Annotated in this window: 14 protein-coding genes and 4 tRNA genes; all 18 read left to right on the top strand. The window is 66.4% G+C overall.

The window, feature by feature from the left end; all coding sequences use genetic code 11:
• Positions 1-108 precede the first annotated feature (108 nt).
• Entirely contained in the window at positions 109-513 is a 405-nt protein-coding gene (locus tag IT359_12405) for a hypothetical protein (protein MCC6929773.1), read from the top strand.
• A 3-nt stretch (positions 514-516) separates the two neighbouring features.
• A complete protein-coding gene (locus IT359_12400) occupies positions 517-1,317 on the top strand; it encodes a PspA/IM30 family protein (protein ID MCC6929772.1) in 801 nt (266 codons plus the stop codon).
• Complete coding sequence (locus IT359_12395) at positions 1,314-2,507, top strand: AI-2E family transporter (protein MCC6929771.1); 1,194 nt, start codon at positions 1,314-1,316, stop codon at positions 2,505-2,507. The genes IT359_12400 and IT359_12395 overlap by 4 nt, the downstream gene beginning before the upstream one ends.
• 63 nt (positions 2,508-2,570) lie before the next feature.
• Entirely contained in the window at positions 2,571-3,911 is a 1,341-nt protein-coding gene (locus IT359_12390) for a phenylacetate--CoA ligase (protein MCC6929770.1), read from the top strand.
• A 254-nt stretch (positions 3,912-4,165) separates the two neighbouring features.
• Complete coding sequence (locus tag IT359_12385; protein MCC6929769.1) at positions 4,166-5,638, top strand: cysteine--tRNA ligase; 1,473 nt, start codon at positions 4,166-4,168, stop codon at positions 5,636-5,638.
• A gap of 237 nt (positions 5,639-5,875) precedes the next feature.
• Positions 5,876-5,948 (top strand) — tRNA-Thr (locus tag IT359_12380).
• Positions 5,949-6,050: 102 nt separating this feature from the next.
• A tRNA-Tyr gene (locus tag IT359_12375) sits at positions 6,051-6,133 on the top strand.
• Positions 6,134-6,199: 66 nt separating this feature from the next.
• Positions 6,200-6,272: transfer RNA gene (locus IT359_12370), tRNA-Gly, on the top strand.
• A gap of 46 nt (positions 6,273-6,318) precedes the next feature.
• Positions 6,319-6,391 (top strand) — tRNA-Thr (locus IT359_12365).
• A 171-nt stretch (positions 6,392-6,562) separates the two neighbouring features.
• Positions 6,563-6,715 (top strand): 50S ribosomal protein L33, encoded by a 153-nt coding sequence (rpmG, locus tag IT359_12360; protein ID MCC6929768.1) that lies wholly within the window; start codon positions 6,563-6,565, stop codon positions 6,713-6,715.
• A gap of 2 nt (positions 6,716-6,717) precedes the next feature.
• On the top strand, positions 6,718-6,945 hold the full coding sequence (gene secE, locus IT359_12355) for a preprotein translocase subunit SecE (protein ID MCC6929767.1): 228 nt from the start codon (positions 6,718-6,720) through the stop codon (positions 6,943-6,945).
• A gap of 2 nt (positions 6,946-6,947) precedes the next feature.
• Positions 6,948-7,505 (top strand): transcription termination/antitermination factor NusG, encoded by a 558-nt coding sequence (nusG, locus tag IT359_12350; protein ID MCC6929766.1) that lies wholly within the window; start codon positions 6,948-6,950, stop codon positions 7,503-7,505.
• Between the two features lie 509 nt (positions 7,506-8,014).
• Positions 8,015-8,440, top strand: coding sequence for a 50S ribosomal protein L11 (gene rplK, locus IT359_12345; GenBank protein MCC6929765.1), 426 nt, complete (start codon positions 8,015-8,017; stop codon positions 8,438-8,440).
• Positions 8,440-9,132 (top strand): 50S ribosomal protein L1, encoded by a 693-nt coding sequence (locus IT359_12340; GenBank protein MCC6929764.1) that lies wholly within the window; start codon positions 8,440-8,442, stop codon positions 9,130-9,132. Before rplK ends, IT359_12340 begins: the two co-directional genes overlap by 1 nt.
• Before the next feature lie 6 nt (positions 9,133-9,138).
• A complete protein-coding gene (locus IT359_12335) occupies positions 9,139-9,621 on the top strand; it encodes a 50S ribosomal protein L10 (protein MCC6929763.1) in 483 nt (160 codons plus the stop codon).
• A gap of 141 nt (positions 9,622-9,762) precedes the next feature.
• The gene (rplL, locus tag IT359_12330; protein MCC6929762.1) at positions 9,763-10,137 is read left to right on the top strand and encodes a 50S ribosomal protein L7/L12; all 375 of its coding nucleotides are present in this window, start codon (positions 9,763-9,765) and stop codon (positions 10,135-10,137) included.
• A 287-nt stretch (positions 10,138-10,424) separates the two neighbouring features.
• Complete coding sequence (rpoB, locus tag IT359_12325; protein ID MCC6929761.1) at positions 10,425-15,083, top strand: DNA-directed RNA polymerase subunit beta; 4,659 nt, start codon at positions 10,425-10,427, stop codon at positions 15,081-15,083.
• A gap of 3 nt (positions 15,084-15,086) precedes the next feature.
• Positions 15,087-16,416 (top strand): DNA-directed RNA polymerase subunit beta' (locus tag IT359_12320; protein MCC6929760.1); only part of this gene is annotated, 1,330 nt, incomplete at its 3' end.

Here is a 16,416-nt window from a genome sequence, read left to right as displayed (position 1 = left end):
CGCTCAACCGCCGGCTGGTGGACGTCTCACGAGGTCATATCGGGTGAGCGGGAAACCAATTGGCGAGACCAGCCGTACGAAGCAGAGGCCATTCGACGCAGGTACCTCATGGTAACGAAAGAAGACCTCGAGTCCTTCCTGGACCGCCTCTCGAAAGAAGGGGCCTCGTACTTCGAAGCGGGCGAGAATACCTGGCTGGTGCAGCCGGGTGGCGCACTCGACCTCGACGTGGTGGTGCACTACAACCCCCCCGTCATCGTGTTGCGCATGAAGGTCATGAACGTCCCGCAGAAGAACGGCAAGGGAGCGGATCTCAATCGCCGCCTGCTGGAACTGAACGCCTCCGACCTCGTGCACGGATCGTACGGCATCAGTGATGGATCCATCGTGCTCACCGAGGCCCTCGAGATCTCGCACCTCGATTACGAGGAGTTCCTCGCCAGTTACGAAAGCATGACCCTTGCCCTCGCCACCCACCTGCGCGAGCTCACGACGTACCGCGAGGACGCATAGCCCATGGGCATCTTCGATCGACTCGCCTCACTCATCAAGTCGAACGTCAATGACCTGATCTCCTCCGCCGAAAACCCGGAGAAGATGCTCAACCAGATCATTGTCGACATGCGCGACCAGCTGGTGAAGGCCAAGCAGCAGGTGGCTGCCGCCATCGCCGACGAGAAGCGGTTGCGCGACCAGTTCGAGGCGGAATACAAGCAGTCGCAGGACTGGGAGCAGAAGGCGATGCTCGCCATCAAGGAAGGGCGAGACGACCTGGCCAAGCAGGCCCTCGTCAGGCAGGGCGAGCACTACGCGCACGCGCAGCAGCTCGAGACGACCTGGCAGTCGCACCAGCTCGAGACCGAGAAGCTCAAGAATGCGTTGCGCGACCTCAACGACAAGATCGAGGAAGCCAAGCGCAAGAAGAACCTCCTCCTCGCCCGCCAGCGCCGGGCGCAGGCGCAGAAGCGCATCTCGGAGACGATGTCGGGGCTGTCGGAGAAGTCGGCCTTCGAGGCGTTCGCGCGGATGGAAGAGAAGATCGAGCAGAACGAGCGCATGATCAAAGCGTCGTCGGAGATCGACGAGGAGTTCTCGGGCGATCGCCTGCAGCGCGACTTCAAGCTCCTCGAGAAGTCGTCGACCTCGATTGGCGCCGACGCGCAGCTCCTCGCGCTCAAGCAGAAGATGGGGCTCCTCCCATCGCCTGCCCCCGCGGAGAAGCGCCAGCTCGGCGCCGGCTCGGCCGGGGGGAGCGCCCCCGCCGAGGAGACCGTGCACGCCGAGATCGAGGACGCCGACGGCAAGCAGAACGGGTGACGGGAACCACGTTGCCCCCCTTCAAGGTCGCGCCCGTCCTCGCCTCGACGGTCGCGACCGTTCTGCTGTTGGGGCTCCTGTTCAAGGCGGCGGACATCTTCCTCCTCCTGTTCGTCGCCATCCTCTTCTCGCTCTTCCTGGGCGCGGTGCGCGACGCACTGGTGGCCCGGTTGCACCTGCCGAGCGGGCTCGCCTTCACCATCGCCGTCGTGGGGACGCTGGCTGCTGTTGCCGGTTTGGTCACGCTCCTCGTCCCCCCGGTGGTCGAACAGACGCAGCAACTGGTCGGCAACCTTCCCAACTACGTCAGCGCCTGGCAGGCGTGGCTGCAGCGCGTGCTGCTGCGCTACCCGCGGCTGCAAGAGCTCTGGAGCGCCGAGTCGAGCAAGATGGTCGGCGGCGTCGTGGCGCAGGCCGAGAACGCGGTGAGCGAGATTCTTCCGCAGGTCGTCGGGCTCGGCCACGCGGTCGTCAACATCGTCTCGATCCTCGTCATGGGGATCTTCCTCGCGCTGCACCCGGGCACCTATCGCGAGTGGCTCATCGCGCTCTTCCCGCCGGCGCGGCGCGACCTCGTGCGCGACGTGCTGCGCGACATCGGCGGGACGTTGCGCGCCTGGATCGTTGGACAGCTGCTGGCCATGACAGTGCTCGCCATCCTCACGGCCATCGGACTCTACGCGCTCGACGTCCCGTACTGGCTCACCTTCGGCGTCTTCACCGGCGCCGTGGCCATCATCCCGTTCTTCGGCACGCTCGTCTCCTCGACCTTGCCGGCGCTCTTCGTCCTTGGCGGTGATGGCGTCTTTGGCGTGTCGCCGGGCACACACGCACTCCTCGTGATGATCCTCGGCTTCGTCATCCACATCATCGAGGCCAACTTCGTGGTGCCGCTGATCACGGCCAAGCAGGTCGAGATCCCGCCCGTGCTCAGCATCATGGCGGTCCTCGTCGTCGGGCGGTTGCTTGGCGCCACCGGGCTCCCCGTTGCCGTCCCACTGCTTGCCGTGGTGATCGTGGTCGTGCGTCGCGTCGTGATCAACCGCATCTACGACGGGCAGGGGACGCAGCGCGCCGGGAGGGAGCGCGTCCTCGTGCTGCGTGTGCCCGCGCCCGATGGCGGCGTCCTGGTTGCCGCCGACCCGCCGCTCGACGTCCTGCGACTCAGCGACACGCGGCGGCCGGCGTAGCCCTCGCGCCGTCGCGTCCCCGGCGTACGTTGGGACTGGCTTCCCGACTACCCGATTACTCACGTGATTCTCGAGCCCGAGTTCGAGTCCCTCCCCGTCGAGTCGATGCGCGAGCTGCAGGGGACGCGCCTGCGGGGGCTCGTGGCGTACCTGGCGGAACGCGTCCCGATGTACCGCGAGCGCCTCGCCGCCGCCGGCGTTGCGGCTGGCGACATCCGCTCCATCGACGACCTCGCGCGCCTCCCCATCACGCGCAAGGGCGACCTGCGCGATCACTACCCGTTTGGCCTCCTCGCCGTGCCGCGTGAGCAGGTCATGCGCGTGCACGCGTCGTCGGGGACGACCGGGAAGGCGACCGTGGTGGCCTACACCGCGAATGATGTCGCGCTCTTCGCCCGCGTCTGCGCCCGCTCGCTGGCCATGGCCGGTGCCGCGCCGGGCATGATGCTGCATAACGCCTATGGCTACGGCCTCTTCACGGGCGGGCTTGGCATCCACTACGGCGGTGAGCGGCTCGGCCTCAGCGTCGTTCCCGTCAGCGGGGGGATGACCGAACGGCAGATGACGCTCATCACCGACTTCCGCCCCGACGTCATCACCTGCACCCCGAGCTACGCCCTCACGCTGGCCACCGAGTTTGCCCGTCGCGGGATTGCCCCTGGCGAGATCTCCCTGCGGTACGCCGTGCTCGGCGCCGAGCCGTGGACCGACGGGATGCGCGTGCAGATCGACGCGGCGTTAGGCGTGCGCAGCACCAACATCTACGGGCTGAGCGAGATCATCGGCCCCGGCGTCTCGTGCGAGTGCGTCGAGGCGCGCGACGGGTCGCACGTGATGGAGGATCACTTCTACCCGGAGATCCTCGACCCCGACACGCAGGCGCCGGTCGCCGACGGCGAGGAGGGCGTACTCGTCCTCACCACGCTCACCAAGGAGGCGCTCCCCCTGCTGCGCTACTGGACGGGGGATATCACCTCGCTCGTGCGCGGGAGCTGCGCGTGTGGGCGCACCCTCGTGCGCATGCGCCTGGTCAAGGGGCGCACCGACGACATGCTCATCATTCGCGGGGTGAACGTCTATCCGAGCCAGGTGGAGGCGGTGCTGGGGCGCGTCCCCGAACTCTCGCCACACTACTGCATCGTCGTCACCCGTGAGGAGACGCTCCACGAGATCGAGGTTCAAGCCGAGGTGGCCGACTCGTTCTTTCGGGAAGTGGGGCGCGAGCTGCTGTCGGACGACGTCGTCGAGGCCGACCTCCGGTTGCGCGAGCTGCGCCAGCGGGTGGCGGGGCTGCTGCGCGACGTGATCGGCGTGGGGATGTCGGTGACCCTGCTGGCGCCTGGCGAGGCGCCGCGATCGGAGGGGGGAAAGCTGAATCGGGTGGTGGATCGGCGGGCGCGGTGAGTCTTCGGCTCCGGCACCGGGCGCGTAGCAAGACGATGGCGGCGCGTTGTACCTGCGGACGATCGTGCGCCTCGTTTACAGGCAGGGCGTAGCCACTGCGCCCACGTCCAACGCCTCGACCAGCGCCTGCTCACACGCTTTGCGTCGTTGGCGCGCGGCTCACCAATGCGCCGCGAGCGACTCCTGTCGTCGTTCCGGTACCACCGTCTGCGGAGCGCCGTTAGCTTCACCGGGTCCCCACCCGTCGACCGGCGATGCCCGAGTTCCGCCTCTACAACACCCTCTCCCGCAGCGTCGAGCCCTTCACCCCCGCCGATGGCGAGACGGTGCGCTTCTACTCGTGCGGCCCCACGGTCTATGACCCCGCCCACGTCGGGAACTTCCGCACCTTCCTCTTCAATGACCTGCTCCGCCGCGCCTTGCGCCTCGAAGGGTGGAAGGTCGTGCAGGTGCAAAACCTCACCGACGTCGATGACAAGATCATCAAGCGGGCAGAGTCGACCGGGAAGACCATCGTCGAGGTGACGGAACCGATCACCGAGATCTTCCACAAGGATCGCCGCTACCTGCGCATCGAGGATGCGGAAGCCTATCCCAAGGCCACGACGCACATTCCGGAGATGATCGCCCTGGTCCAGTCGCTGCTGGAGAAGGGAGTGGCCTACAAGGCCGAGGATGGTTCGATCTACTTCGCCATCGATCGCTTTCCCGGCTACGGCAAGCTCTCGCGCCTCGACACGCGCGAGGTCAAGAGCGGCGCGCGCGTGGCCGTGGACGACTACTCCAAGGAGAACGCGCAGGACTTCGCGCTCTGGAAGGCCGCCAAGCCGGAGGACGAGAAGACCGGTGCGGCCTGGGATGCGCCGTTCGGACGCGGGCGCCCGGGATGGCACCTCGAGTGCTCGGCGATGGCGATGAAGTACCTCGGCGAGACCCTGGACATTCATTGCGGTGGCATCGACCTGGTCTTCCCCCATCACGAAGACGAGATCGCCCAGTCCGAGGCGGCCACCGGGAAGCCGTTCTCGCGCTTCTGGTGCCACGGCGAGTTCCTGCAGATCGACGGGACGAAGATGTCCAAGCGGCTGGGGAACATCACCACGGTGAAGGACCTGCGCGAGCGCGGCGTCTCGGCCGCCGCGCTGCGGCACTTCGTGTACTCGACCCACTATAGGAAGCAGATGAACCTGTCGGGGACCGGGCTCGAGGCGTCGTTGGAGGCGGTGCGTCGCGTGGGGGAGTTCGCGCATCGGCTGGAGACGGCGAGGGGAGGGACCCCGGAGCTGGCGGCCGTGGCGGCCGAGGGGGAGCTCGCGTTCCGAGCCGCGCTGCGCGACGATTTGAACGCGCCGGAAGCGGTCGCGTCGCTCTTCACCTTCCTACAGCGCGCCAACGCCGAGCTCGACCGCAAGGGGAGCGACGCGGCCAGCCTGGCGGAGGCGCGGCGCGTCTTTGCCCTCATGGACTCGGTCCTCGATGTCCAGCCCAGGGCGCAGCGCGTGGTGGTGGGAGCCGATCGGGTCGAGCCGTCGCCGGAGACGCTTCCTGAGCTGGAGCCGTTGGAGCGGGAGCAGTTCCGGTGGGCGGTGGGGCGTTTGCGGGACCGGTTGGCGGCGCGAGCCCAGCGTGACTTTGCCGCGTCGGACGCCATTCGTGGGGAGGTCGAGGAACGCGGCTTCGTGGTGAAGGATACGCCGCAGGGGACTCAGCTCGAGCGCTGGCGGTGACGCGTTGAACGGCGGTCGACGGCGCACGCCGGCGAGCGGTGCGGGGTTAGTGGCGGAGGGGGCTGAGGGGTGTTGGGAGAGGGGTGCTCCGCGGGGCTGGGCGTGTCGTGTTGGGCGGGGTTTCGCGGCCCATATGTCCCCTCGCGACATCGGGGTTCAGAGACGGAACTGATTGAGTTGACACAAGTTGCAGGTCCCACTATCGTTCGTGTCTCGCGCAGAAAATCCGGGTGGGTCGCTGACGTAGCTCAGTTGGTAGAGCTCCTGATTTGTAATCAGGCGGTCGCGAGTTCGAGTCTCGCCGTCAGCTTGTGGGGCGGCGGGTTTGGGGAAAGGCGTGTGGTGGAGGATGTGCCGTGTTTCGGCTGCAACGGGCTCGTCTGGCGGGATGGCAGCTGGCAAGAAGTCGTTAGGTGGGGTACCCAAGTGGCCAACGGGAGCAGACTGTAAATCTGCCGGCGTACGCCTTCGAAGGTTCGAATCCTTCCCCCACCACTGGGAGGATGCAGGGAATACGGGAGGAGGCAGGGCCGCACGAGGTCGTTAGGTGCGGGGCACGATGCGGGAGTAGCTCAGTTGGTAGAGCGCGAGCCTTCCAAGCTTGAGGTCGCGGGTTCGAGCCCCGTCTCCCGCTCTTTGGTTGGAGCGGACCGAATGGCAGGAGCAGGGCGACAGCGGTTGCACGCGTAGCTCAGTTGGTAGAGCACACCCTTGGTAAGGGTGAGGTCACCGGTTCAATCCCGGTCGCGTGCTTGGAAGGGCTTTGGGAAGGGCTGCGGCGCTGGTGGCCGCAGGCAGCTGCAGGCAGGTGCACGCGCACGAATTGTCCGTACTCCAGTCGAGCGATGAGAGGCAGCTCCCGCCCTGCGGTAGCGGGCTCTCGTCTTCTCGTCTTCTCGTCTTCTCGTCTTCTCGTTCACGACGATGCCTCGCGACAAGATCATCCTCGCCTGTGGCGAGTGTAAGAACCGCAACTACTTCACCACGAAGAACAAGCGCACGCATCCCGAGCGCGTGGAGTGGAAGAAGTACTGCCCCCGCTGCAACAAGCATCAGACGCACAAGGAAACCAAGTAGCCGTGACTACCCAAGCTGCCAGTGCCAACTGGATGCAGCGCCTTGTCGCGTTCTATCACGACGTGATGGCGGAGATGAAGAAGGTGACGTGGCCCGATGTCCCGCAGGTGCGGCAATTGAGCATCGGGGTCATCATCCTGTCGCTCTTCATCGGGGCCCTCATCGCCCTGATGGACGTCATCCTGCAACAGGTGCTCGTCCGCTGGATCCCGTCGCTGTTCGGGGGCTGATCGTGGAGCACCGCTGGTACGCCATCCAGACCACCGCGGGGCACGAAAACAAGGTCAAGTCGCTCATCCAGCGGAAGATCGAGCAGGACGCCCGTCCGCCGGAGGAGCGCCTCATCCGTCACGCCCTGGTCCCGACCCAGCAGGTCGTCGAGCTCAAGAACGGCAAGAAGGTCAACGTCGAGCGCAAGCTGTACCCCGGCTACGTGCTCGTCGAGATGGTCTGGAACCAGGAGTCGTCACACATCATCAACGGCATCCAGGGCGTCATCAAGTTCGTGCAGCACGGGCTTGGCGGCGTCACCAAGGAGCCGATGCACCTGCGGCAGGACGAGGTCAAGCGCCTGCTCGGCATCGCCGATGAGGTGGAGGAAGCCGCCCCGCGCGAGGAGATTCCGTTCCTCGTCGGTCAGGCGGTCGCCATCACCGAAGGGCCCTTCACCGACTTCAGCGGCACGGTCGAGGAAGTCATGCCCGACAAGGGAAAGGTCCGCGTCATGGTGTCGCTCTTCGGGCGCCCGACGTCGGTCGAACTGGACTACTTGCAGCTGAAGGCCTACTGACCCCGCCTCCTGGGGCCGGTCGATCGATAGCAGCGAATACCGCCGCAAGGCGGATGAACACTCCGCCGCAAGGCGGATGAAGGGTCCGCCGCAAGGCGGGCACAAGACGCCGGGGGATCGGCGGGGCGCAAGGGAACTGCGGCGCCCCGCACGACGCGAACCAGGCGCCGGATGGCCAGAGCACGGGAAACCGTCCCTCGACCTCCGCATGCAGTCACCGGCCCCTGCGCGGGGCGGCCGCTTTGCGGCGAGAAGCGCACCGTCGGCAACCACGACGACGTGAATCACACGGTGGAAGTCTGAACGCGGTTGCTCGTCGACCAGGGCCGCGGGACGGAAGGAGGACGGCGTTGCAGCCGGCGGTTCGTCCGCCGGGTTCGACCCGGCCCTCCGCGCTCAACCGGCAACCTAGCTGCGCCGTGCCTGAGCCGTGCCACGGGTGTCTCCCACCCCGGCATGTCCGTCCCCCTGTTCGCCGTTCGCTCCGCGCTCGTACGCAGAGGAGACCAATGGCAAAGAAGGTCACAGGGTTCGTCAAGCTCCAGATCCCCGCGGGGCGCGCGAACCCGGCTCCTCCAGTGGGTACGGCTCTCGGCCCACAGGGGATCAACATCATGATGTTCTGCAAGGAGTTCAACGCTCGCACGCAGAGTCAGGATGGCCTGATCCTCCCGGTCGAGATCACGATCTACTCGGACAAGTCCTTCACCTTCATCCTCAAGACGCCCCCCGCGGCGATCCTGATCAAGAAGGAACTGGGACTGGAGAAGGGGTCGGGTCAGCCCAACCGCGTGAAGGTCGGGACGATCAGCAAGGCGCAGGTCAAGAAGATTGCCGAGGTGAAGATGCCGGACCTCAACTGCGACTCGATCGAGTCCGCGATGTCGATGGTGGCAGGCGCGGCGCGCTCGATGGGAGTCGAGGTGAAGGACTGATGCGCACACACGGCAAGCAGTTCAACAACGCGGCGAAGAAGATCGACGAGACGCTGAACTACCAGGTCCGTCAGGCGCTGGAGCTCGTGAAGAGCACCGCCTTCGCCAAGTTCGACGAAACCGTCGAAGTCGCCGTCCGCCTGGGCGTCGATCCGCGCCACGCCGACCAGGTCGTGCGTGGTACGGTCGTCCTCCCGGCCGGCACCGGCAAGACGGTCCGCGTCCTCGTGATCGCCGTCGGTGAGAAGGCGCGCGAGGCGCAGGAAGCCGGCGCCGACTTCGTGGGCGTCGAACACATCCAGAAGATCAAGGACGGCTGGCTAGACTTCGACGTCATGATCGCCACTCCCGACCAGATGGGACAGGTCGGCCAGCTGGGGCGCGTGCTCGGCCCCCGCGGCCTGATGCCCAATCCCAAGGCCGGGACGGTCACCATGAACGTCGGCCAGGCCGTGCGCGAGTCGAAGGCCGGCAAGATCGAGTTCCGCGTCGACAAGGGCGGCAACGTCCACGCGGCCATCGGCAAGGTGTCGTTTGGCATCGAGGCGCTCGAGACCAACTTCACCGCCTTCATGGACCAGATCGTCCGGTCCAAGCCGGCCGCGGCCAAGGGCGTGTACGTCAAGGGCGTCTCGGTCTCCAGCACGATGGGACCCGGCGTGCGCGTCGACACCACTCCGTACCGGGGTTAACGAGCGATGAAGAGATCCGACAAGGAACAGCTCGTTAGCGAGCTCCGCGACAAGATCAAGGGAGCGAGCGCGCTCTACTTCACCGACTTCACGGGACTCAACGTGAAGCGGATGACGGAACTGCGCCGTCGCTTCCGGAAGGCAGGGATCGACTACGTCGTCATCAAGAACACCCTCGCCCTGCGGGCCGTGAACGAGAGCGGCCTCACCGGGAGCCGCCTCAAGGGGCCCACGGGCGTGGTCGTGGCGAAGGATGCCATCACCGCGGCGAAGGTGCTCGTCGACTTCGCGAAGGAGCACGACCAGAAGCCGGCGATGAAGGGCGGTCTCTTCGAGGGCAACGCCATCGATGAGGCCACGGTGAAGAAGCTCGCCACGATGCCCACGCGCGACGAGGCGCTGTCGCAGCTCGTGAGTGCCTTCAACAGCGTGCTGATGATGTTCGCCCTCGCCCTCGAAGCGAGAAAGGAGCAGGTGGAGAACGCCTAACCCAGGCGAGATGGGAGACGGAGGACGGAGCCGGGAGACCATCCCGCCCCGCCGCCGCCGACCGATCGCCGTGGAATTGTGATTCAACAATCCCAGGATCGCCTGGGGCTTACCCGGAGAATACAGATCATGCCTACGACCCTGAGCAAGGACGAGATCCTCGACGCGATCGGCAACATGTCGGTCATCGAGCTCGCCGACCTCATCGACGCGTTCAAGACCAAGTTCAACGTCACCATCGCCGCCGTTGCGGCTGGCGGTGCCGCCGGCGGCGGCGCGGCTGCGGCCCCGGTGGTCGAGGAACAGACCGAGTTCGCGGTCATCCTCAAGGAAGCCGGCGCCAAGAAGATCCAGGTCATCAAGGTCGTCCGCGAACTCACCGGCCTCGGCCTCAAGGAAGCCAAGGACGTCGTCGACGGCGCGCCCAAGGAGATCAAGGGTGGCGTCTCCAAGGACGAAGCCGCCCAGATCAAGGCGAAGCTGGAAGCCGAAGGCGCGGTGGTGGAGGTCAAGTAAGGGCGAGACAGGAGACGGGAGACGGGAGACGGGAGTGCGGCGGCCTTCGGCCACCGCGACTGCCCGGCCTCCAAGGGTCGGCGAGCCGCGCAGCGGCGCGCACTCCAGTCCCCCGTCCCCCGTCTCCCGTCCCTCACTCCCTCCGCCCCAGCCGCCGCTCAGTGATTCAGCCGTACCGCTCCACTTCCGCAGCTCCTTCCTCCGCCTCCCTCCCGATCGCGCCCGCCTCGGCGCCGACGGGGGTGGGGCCGTTTTCGCCTGTGCGCGGGTGAAACATGCCTGAACTGATGAAGCAGATCACATTTGGAAAGCTCGACGAAGGAATGGGGATGCCCCATCTCCTCGACATCCAGACGCGGGCGTTCGAGACGCTCTTGCAGCTGGATGCCGCCTCGCACGACCGCGAGGACATCGGACTCGAGCGGGTCTTCAAGGATCTCTTCCCCATCACCGACGTCCACGAGAACTTCGCGCTGGAGTTCGTCAAGTACAACCTTGGCGAACCCAAGTACTCCGTCGAGGAGTGCATCGAGCGCGACATGACGTTCTCGGCGCCGCTCAAGGCGACGCTGCGACTCCTCATCAACGAGGACGTCAACGGCGTCAAGCGCCCGCGCAACATCATCGAGAAGGAAGTCTATCTCGGCGAGTTGCCCCTGCTCACCGACCTCGGCACGTTCGTCATCAACGGTGCCGAACGCGTCATCGTGAGCCAGCTGCACCGCTCGCCGGGCGTGGTCTTCGAGGAGTCGACGCACCCCAACGGGCAGCGCCTCATCTCCTCGCGCATCATCCCGTTCCGCGGCTCGTGGGTCGAGTTCACCGTCGACATCCACGACGTGATCTACGTCCACATCGACAAGAAGAAGAAGTTCCCCGCCACGGCCCTGCTGCGCGCCTTTGGCTACGGCGCCAACTCGGACATCCTGCGGCTCTTCTTCGCCGTCCGCGACCTCGACCTCACCAAGAAGCGTGAAGGGCGCGCCGAGACGCGCGAGGTGCTGGGCGCGATCGTCGCCGAGGACATCACGCTCGCTGGTGAGGAGGCCGATCCCGACGCCCCCAAGGCGAAGACGAAGAAGGCCCGCGCCGCCGCCGAGCGCGCCGCGGCCGACCTGCTCGTGCGCGAGGGCGACGAGCTCACCGAGGAGATCCTCAACCGCCTCGTGCGCCAGGGGATCAAGACCATCAAGGTCTTCTCCTCGTACATGACGGTCGACCTGCGCGACGAGGTCGACGCCATCGAGCGCGGTGAGCGCCCGACGCCGCGCGTCCTGTCGCACGACGTCGTCGACCCGGAGACGGGCGAAGTCGTCGCCGATGCCGGCGGCGCGCTCAAGGAGTCGCTCATCAAGCGCATCCGGAAGGCCGACGTCGTCAAGGTCCAGGTCTTTGTCCCGTCGGGGCGCGCCGAGTCGGCGCTGATCAAGAACACGATCGCCAAGGACCCTACCGATCCGAAGCACATCACGCCGGAAGAGCGCAAGAAGCAGGGCTGGCCGGGTGACGCCGAGTCGGGCGAAGGAAAGGCGCTCAACTCGATCTACACGCTGCTCCGCCCGGGCGATGCGCCCAACAAGGAGACCGCGAAGCAGGCGCTCGAGCGCCTCTTCTTCTCCCCCAAGCGCTATGACCTCGGGCGCGTGGGGCGCTACAAGATCAACCAGCGCCTCGGCCTCAAGGAGAAGGCGAGCACCACGGTGCTCACCAAGGACGACTTCGTGGCCATCCTCCGCTACCTCGTGGAGTTGCACGAGGGGCGCGGGCACGTCGACGACATCGATCACCTGGGGAACCGCCGCATTCGCTCGGTGGGCGAGCTCATCGCCAACCAGTTCTCGGTGGGTCTCTCCCGCATGGCGCGCCTGGTCAAGGAGCGCATGTCGATCAACACCGACCCGGAGAAGATCTCGCTCGACGACCTGGTGAATGCGCGCACGGTGAGCGCGGTCATCCAGGCGTTCTTCGGCTCGTCGCAGCTGTCGCAGTTCATGGACCAGACCAACCCGCTGGCCGAGCTGACGCACAAGCGTCGCCTGTCCGCGTTAGGCCCGGGCGGCCTCACCCGCGAGCGCGCGGGCTTCGAGGTCCGCGACGTGCACTACTCGCAGTACGGGCGCATGTGTCCCATCGAGACGCCGGAAGGTCCCAACATCGGCCTCATCACGTCGCTGGCGTGCTTTGCGCGCGTCAACGACCTGGGCTTCGTGGAGACGCCGTACCGTGTCGTGAAGAACGGCAAGGTGTCGACCGAACTCGCCTGGCTCGATGCCAACCGCGAGGAGGACACCGTCATTGCCCAGGCCAACGCGAAGCTCAACGAGGACGGCACCTTCGTCGACGAGCTCGTGCTGTGCCGCCAGCGCGGTGACTTCCCCGTGGTCTCGCCCGACCGCATCGACTTCATGGACGTGGCGCCGGAGCAGCTGGTCTCCATCGCCGCGGCGATCATCCCGTTCCTCGAGCACGACGACGCGAACCGCGCGCTGATGGGCTCGAACATGCAACGCCAGGCGGTGCCGCTCCTCAACCCGCAGACCCCGCTGGTGGGGACGGGGCTCGAGGCGAAGGTGGCGCGCGACTCCGGCGCGGTCGTCATTGCCCGCCGCTCGGGCGTGGTAACGCGCGTGACCGCCGACGAGATCATCGTCGACGCCGGACCGGCGGAGCGCACGCGTTCCAGCGGCGACCGGCCGCTCGAGCGCCTCACGCAGCAGGATCGCTACAAGATCAAGAAGTACTGGCGCACCAACCAGGACACGGCGATCAACCAGCGCCCGATCGTCCGCCTGGGGCAGAAGGTCAAGGAAGGCGAGGTGCTGGCCGACGGCGCCGCGACCGAGCTCGGGCAGCTCGCGTTAGGCTCGAACGTGCTGGTCGCGTTCATGCCGTGGTACGGGCACAACTTCGAGGACGCCATCGTCCTCTCCGAGCGCCTGGTGAAGGACGACGTCTACTCGTCCATCCACATCCAGGAGCTCGAGCTGCACGTGCGCGACACCAAGCGCGGGCAGGAAGAGATCACCCGTGAAATCCCCAACGTCGCCGAGGAGTCGCTGGTCGACCTCGACGAGCGCGGCATTGTGCGTATCGGCGCCCACGTGAAGCCGGGTGACATCCTGGTCGGCAAGATCACGCCCAAGGGCGAGACCGAGCTGTCGCCGGAAGAGAAGCTCCTCACGGCCATCTTCGGCGAGAAGGCGAAGGACGTGAAGGACTCGTCGCTCAAGGTCCCGCCGGGCATGGAAGGGGTGGTCATCGACGTGAAGATCTTCTCGCGCATCGAGGACCAGGTGGTGGAGAAGGACCGCGGCGAACGCATCGGTGAGGTGCGTCGCCTCGAGGGCGAGGAGAAGGTGCGCGTCAACGAGGTCCGCGACGAGGAGCTGAAGGTCCTCCTCGAGGGACAGACGGTGGCGCTCGCGCTCAAGGCGGGGACGGTCGAGGAAGCGATCAACACGGGGACGGCGCTCACGAAGGACAACCTCCGTGACCTCCGCTTCGCGCAGCTCGACCTCAAGACGTTCCGCGTCGAGAGCAAGAAGATCAACGACCAGATGCGCGAGATCATCGATGCGGCCAACGAGGAAAAGGCGCGCATCGAGGAGAAGGCCGAGGAACGCATCGACCGCATCCTGCAGCCGGACGAACTCCCGCCGGGCGTCATCCAGCTGGTGAAGGTCTACCTGGCCGAGAAGCGCAAGATCTCGGTGGGTGACAAGATGGCCGGCCGCCACGGGAACAAGGGTATCGTGGCGCGCGTCGTCCCCGAGGAGGACATGCCGTTCCTCCCCGACGGGCGCCCGGTCGACATCGTGCTCAACCCGTTAGGCGTGCCGTCGCGCATGAACGTCGGGCAGATTCTCGAGACCCACCTGGGGTGGGCGGCGCGGATCCTCGGCTTCTACGCCAAGACCCCCGTCTTCCAGGGGGCCAACGAGCGCGAGATCGGGCTCCTCCTCAAGCTGGCGGGGCTCAGCTGGGGGCGCGAGACGCTCTCGCTCACGGGTGTCCCGCTCAACATCAACGATGTGGACATCCGCCACATCACGCGCGACTTCCGCCCGGACCGTGCGGCACCGGACAAGGTCGAGCTGCTCGCCGATGCCTCGCTCAACGACCTGGGCGGGCGCGGGATGTCGGCCGACACGAAGGACGTCTTCAACCGTGTCCGCGACTTCCTCGCGTATGCGGCGCGCACGCTGGCCGAGCGGGAGGAGTCCGAGCTGAGGAACCAGCTCGCCTTCCACACGGCCGGTGCCGAGGACGAGTCGGCCACGCCGCAGCACCGCGCGGAGATGAAGGCGGCGGTGAAGGGAGTGGAGAAGCGCGTCGGGCGCACGCCGCAGGAGGTGCTCGAGGACCTCGAGCTGCCGGCGCTGGCGGCGATGCTGGGGAAGAAGTCGGACGCCGACGTCGAGAAGGCGGCCGTCGAGTTGTTGCGTCTGGCGGGAATCACGCCGGGTGGCAAGATGCACATGCGCGATGGGCGCACGGGCGAGCGGTTTGCCTCGCCGGTGACGGTGGGGGAGATCTACATGCTCAAGCTCTCGCACCTGGTCGACGACAAGATCCACGCGCGCTCCATCGGCCCCTACTCCCTCGTCACCCAGCAGCCGCTGGCAGGCAAGGCGCAGTTTGGTGGCCAGCGCTTCGGGGAAATGGAGGTGTGGGCGCTGGAGGCATACGGCGCCGCGCACACCCTCCAGGAAATCCTCACCGTGAAGTCGGACGACGTGAACGGCCGGTCGCGCGTGTACGAGGCGATCGTGAAGGGGCAGAACCTCCCCGAACCGGGGACCCCGGAGTCGTTCAACGTGCTCGTGAAGGAACTGCAGGCGTTAGGCATCTACGTGAAGATGGGCGCGAAGGGCGAGGGGGCCGGGACCGGCGGCGCACCGGGCGCGGGGAACGGGGCCGGCTTCACCACCGAAGGCGAGGTGTAACCCATGATCGATTTCCGCAGCGCGCGCGAGACGCGCGCCTCGTCGTTCGACTTCATCCAGGTCCGCATCGCGTCGCCGGAGGAAATCCGCGGCCCGAAGGATCCCAAGGAGCGCGAACGGCAGGAGATGCAGGGGCTCCGGCAGTGGTGGTCGTGGGGCGAGGTCACCAAGCCCGAGACCATCAACTACCGCTCGTTCAAGCCCGAGAAGGACGGACTCTTCTGCGAGCGCATCTTCGGTCCCGTGAAGGACTGGGAATGCCATTGCGGCAAGTACAAGCGCATCCGCTACCGCGGCGTGATCTGCGATCGCTGCGGCGTCGAGGTCACGCTATCCAAGGTGCGCCGCGAGCGCATGGGACACATCGAGCTCGCCGTCCCGGTCGCGCACATCTGGTTCTTCAAGACGCTCCCCTCGCCCATGGGGAACCTCCTCGACCTCACCCTGCGTGATCTCGAGAAGGTCATCTACTACTCGAACTACGTCGTCATCGAGCCGGGCAACCAGGAGGTCCGGGCCAACCAGCTCCTCGACGAAGACCAGTTCCTCGACCTCCGCCAGAAGGCGCGCGATGAAGGCGACAGCGCCTTCCTCGCCGACATCGGCGCGCCGGCGGTGCGCGAACTCCTCAAGCGCATCGACGTCGACAAGGTCGCCGAGCAGCTCCGTCGCAGCGTGACCGACGAGTCGTCGCAGCATCGCAAGAAGCAGATGCTCAAGCGCCTCAAGATCGTCGACGCCTTCCGCAACTCGGGCGACGCCGGCGGGACGCGCAACAAGCCGGAGTGGATGATCATGGACGTGATCCCGGTCATTCCGCCGGATCTCCGTCCGCTGGTCCCCCTCGACGGCGGGCGCTTTGCCACGTCCGACCTCAACGACCTGTACCGCCGCGTCATCAACCGCAACAACCGGTTGATGAAGCTCATCACGCACCGCGCGCCGGAGGTCATCCTCCGCAACGAGAAGCGCATGCTGCAGGAGGCGGTCGACGCCCTGTTCGACAACGGGCGCCGCTCCAAGGCGATCCGCGGCCGCGGCAAGCGCCCGCTCAAGTCGCTCTCCGACATGCTCAAGGGCAAGCAGGGGCGCTTCCGCCAGAACTTGTTAGGCAAGCGCGTCGACTACTCCGGGCGTTCGGTCATCGTCGTGGGCCCCGAGCTCAAGCTCCACCAGTGTGGCCTCCCCAAGGCCATGGCGCTGGAACTCTTCAAGCCGTTCATCATCCACAAGCTCGTGGAGAAGGGGATCGCCGAGACGGTCAAGCGCGCCAAGAAGATCGTGGAGCGCGAGAGCCCCGAGGTCTACGAGATCCTGGAAGAGATCATCAAGG

Source organism: Gemmatimonadaceae bacterium (genome assembly GCA_020852815.1).
Lineage (GTDB): Bacteria > Gemmatimonadota > Gemmatimonadetes > Gemmatimonadales > Gemmatimonadaceae > SCN-70-22.
Note: the sequence above shows the minus strand (reverse complement) of the source record. Positions and strands in the feature narration are given on the sequence as shown.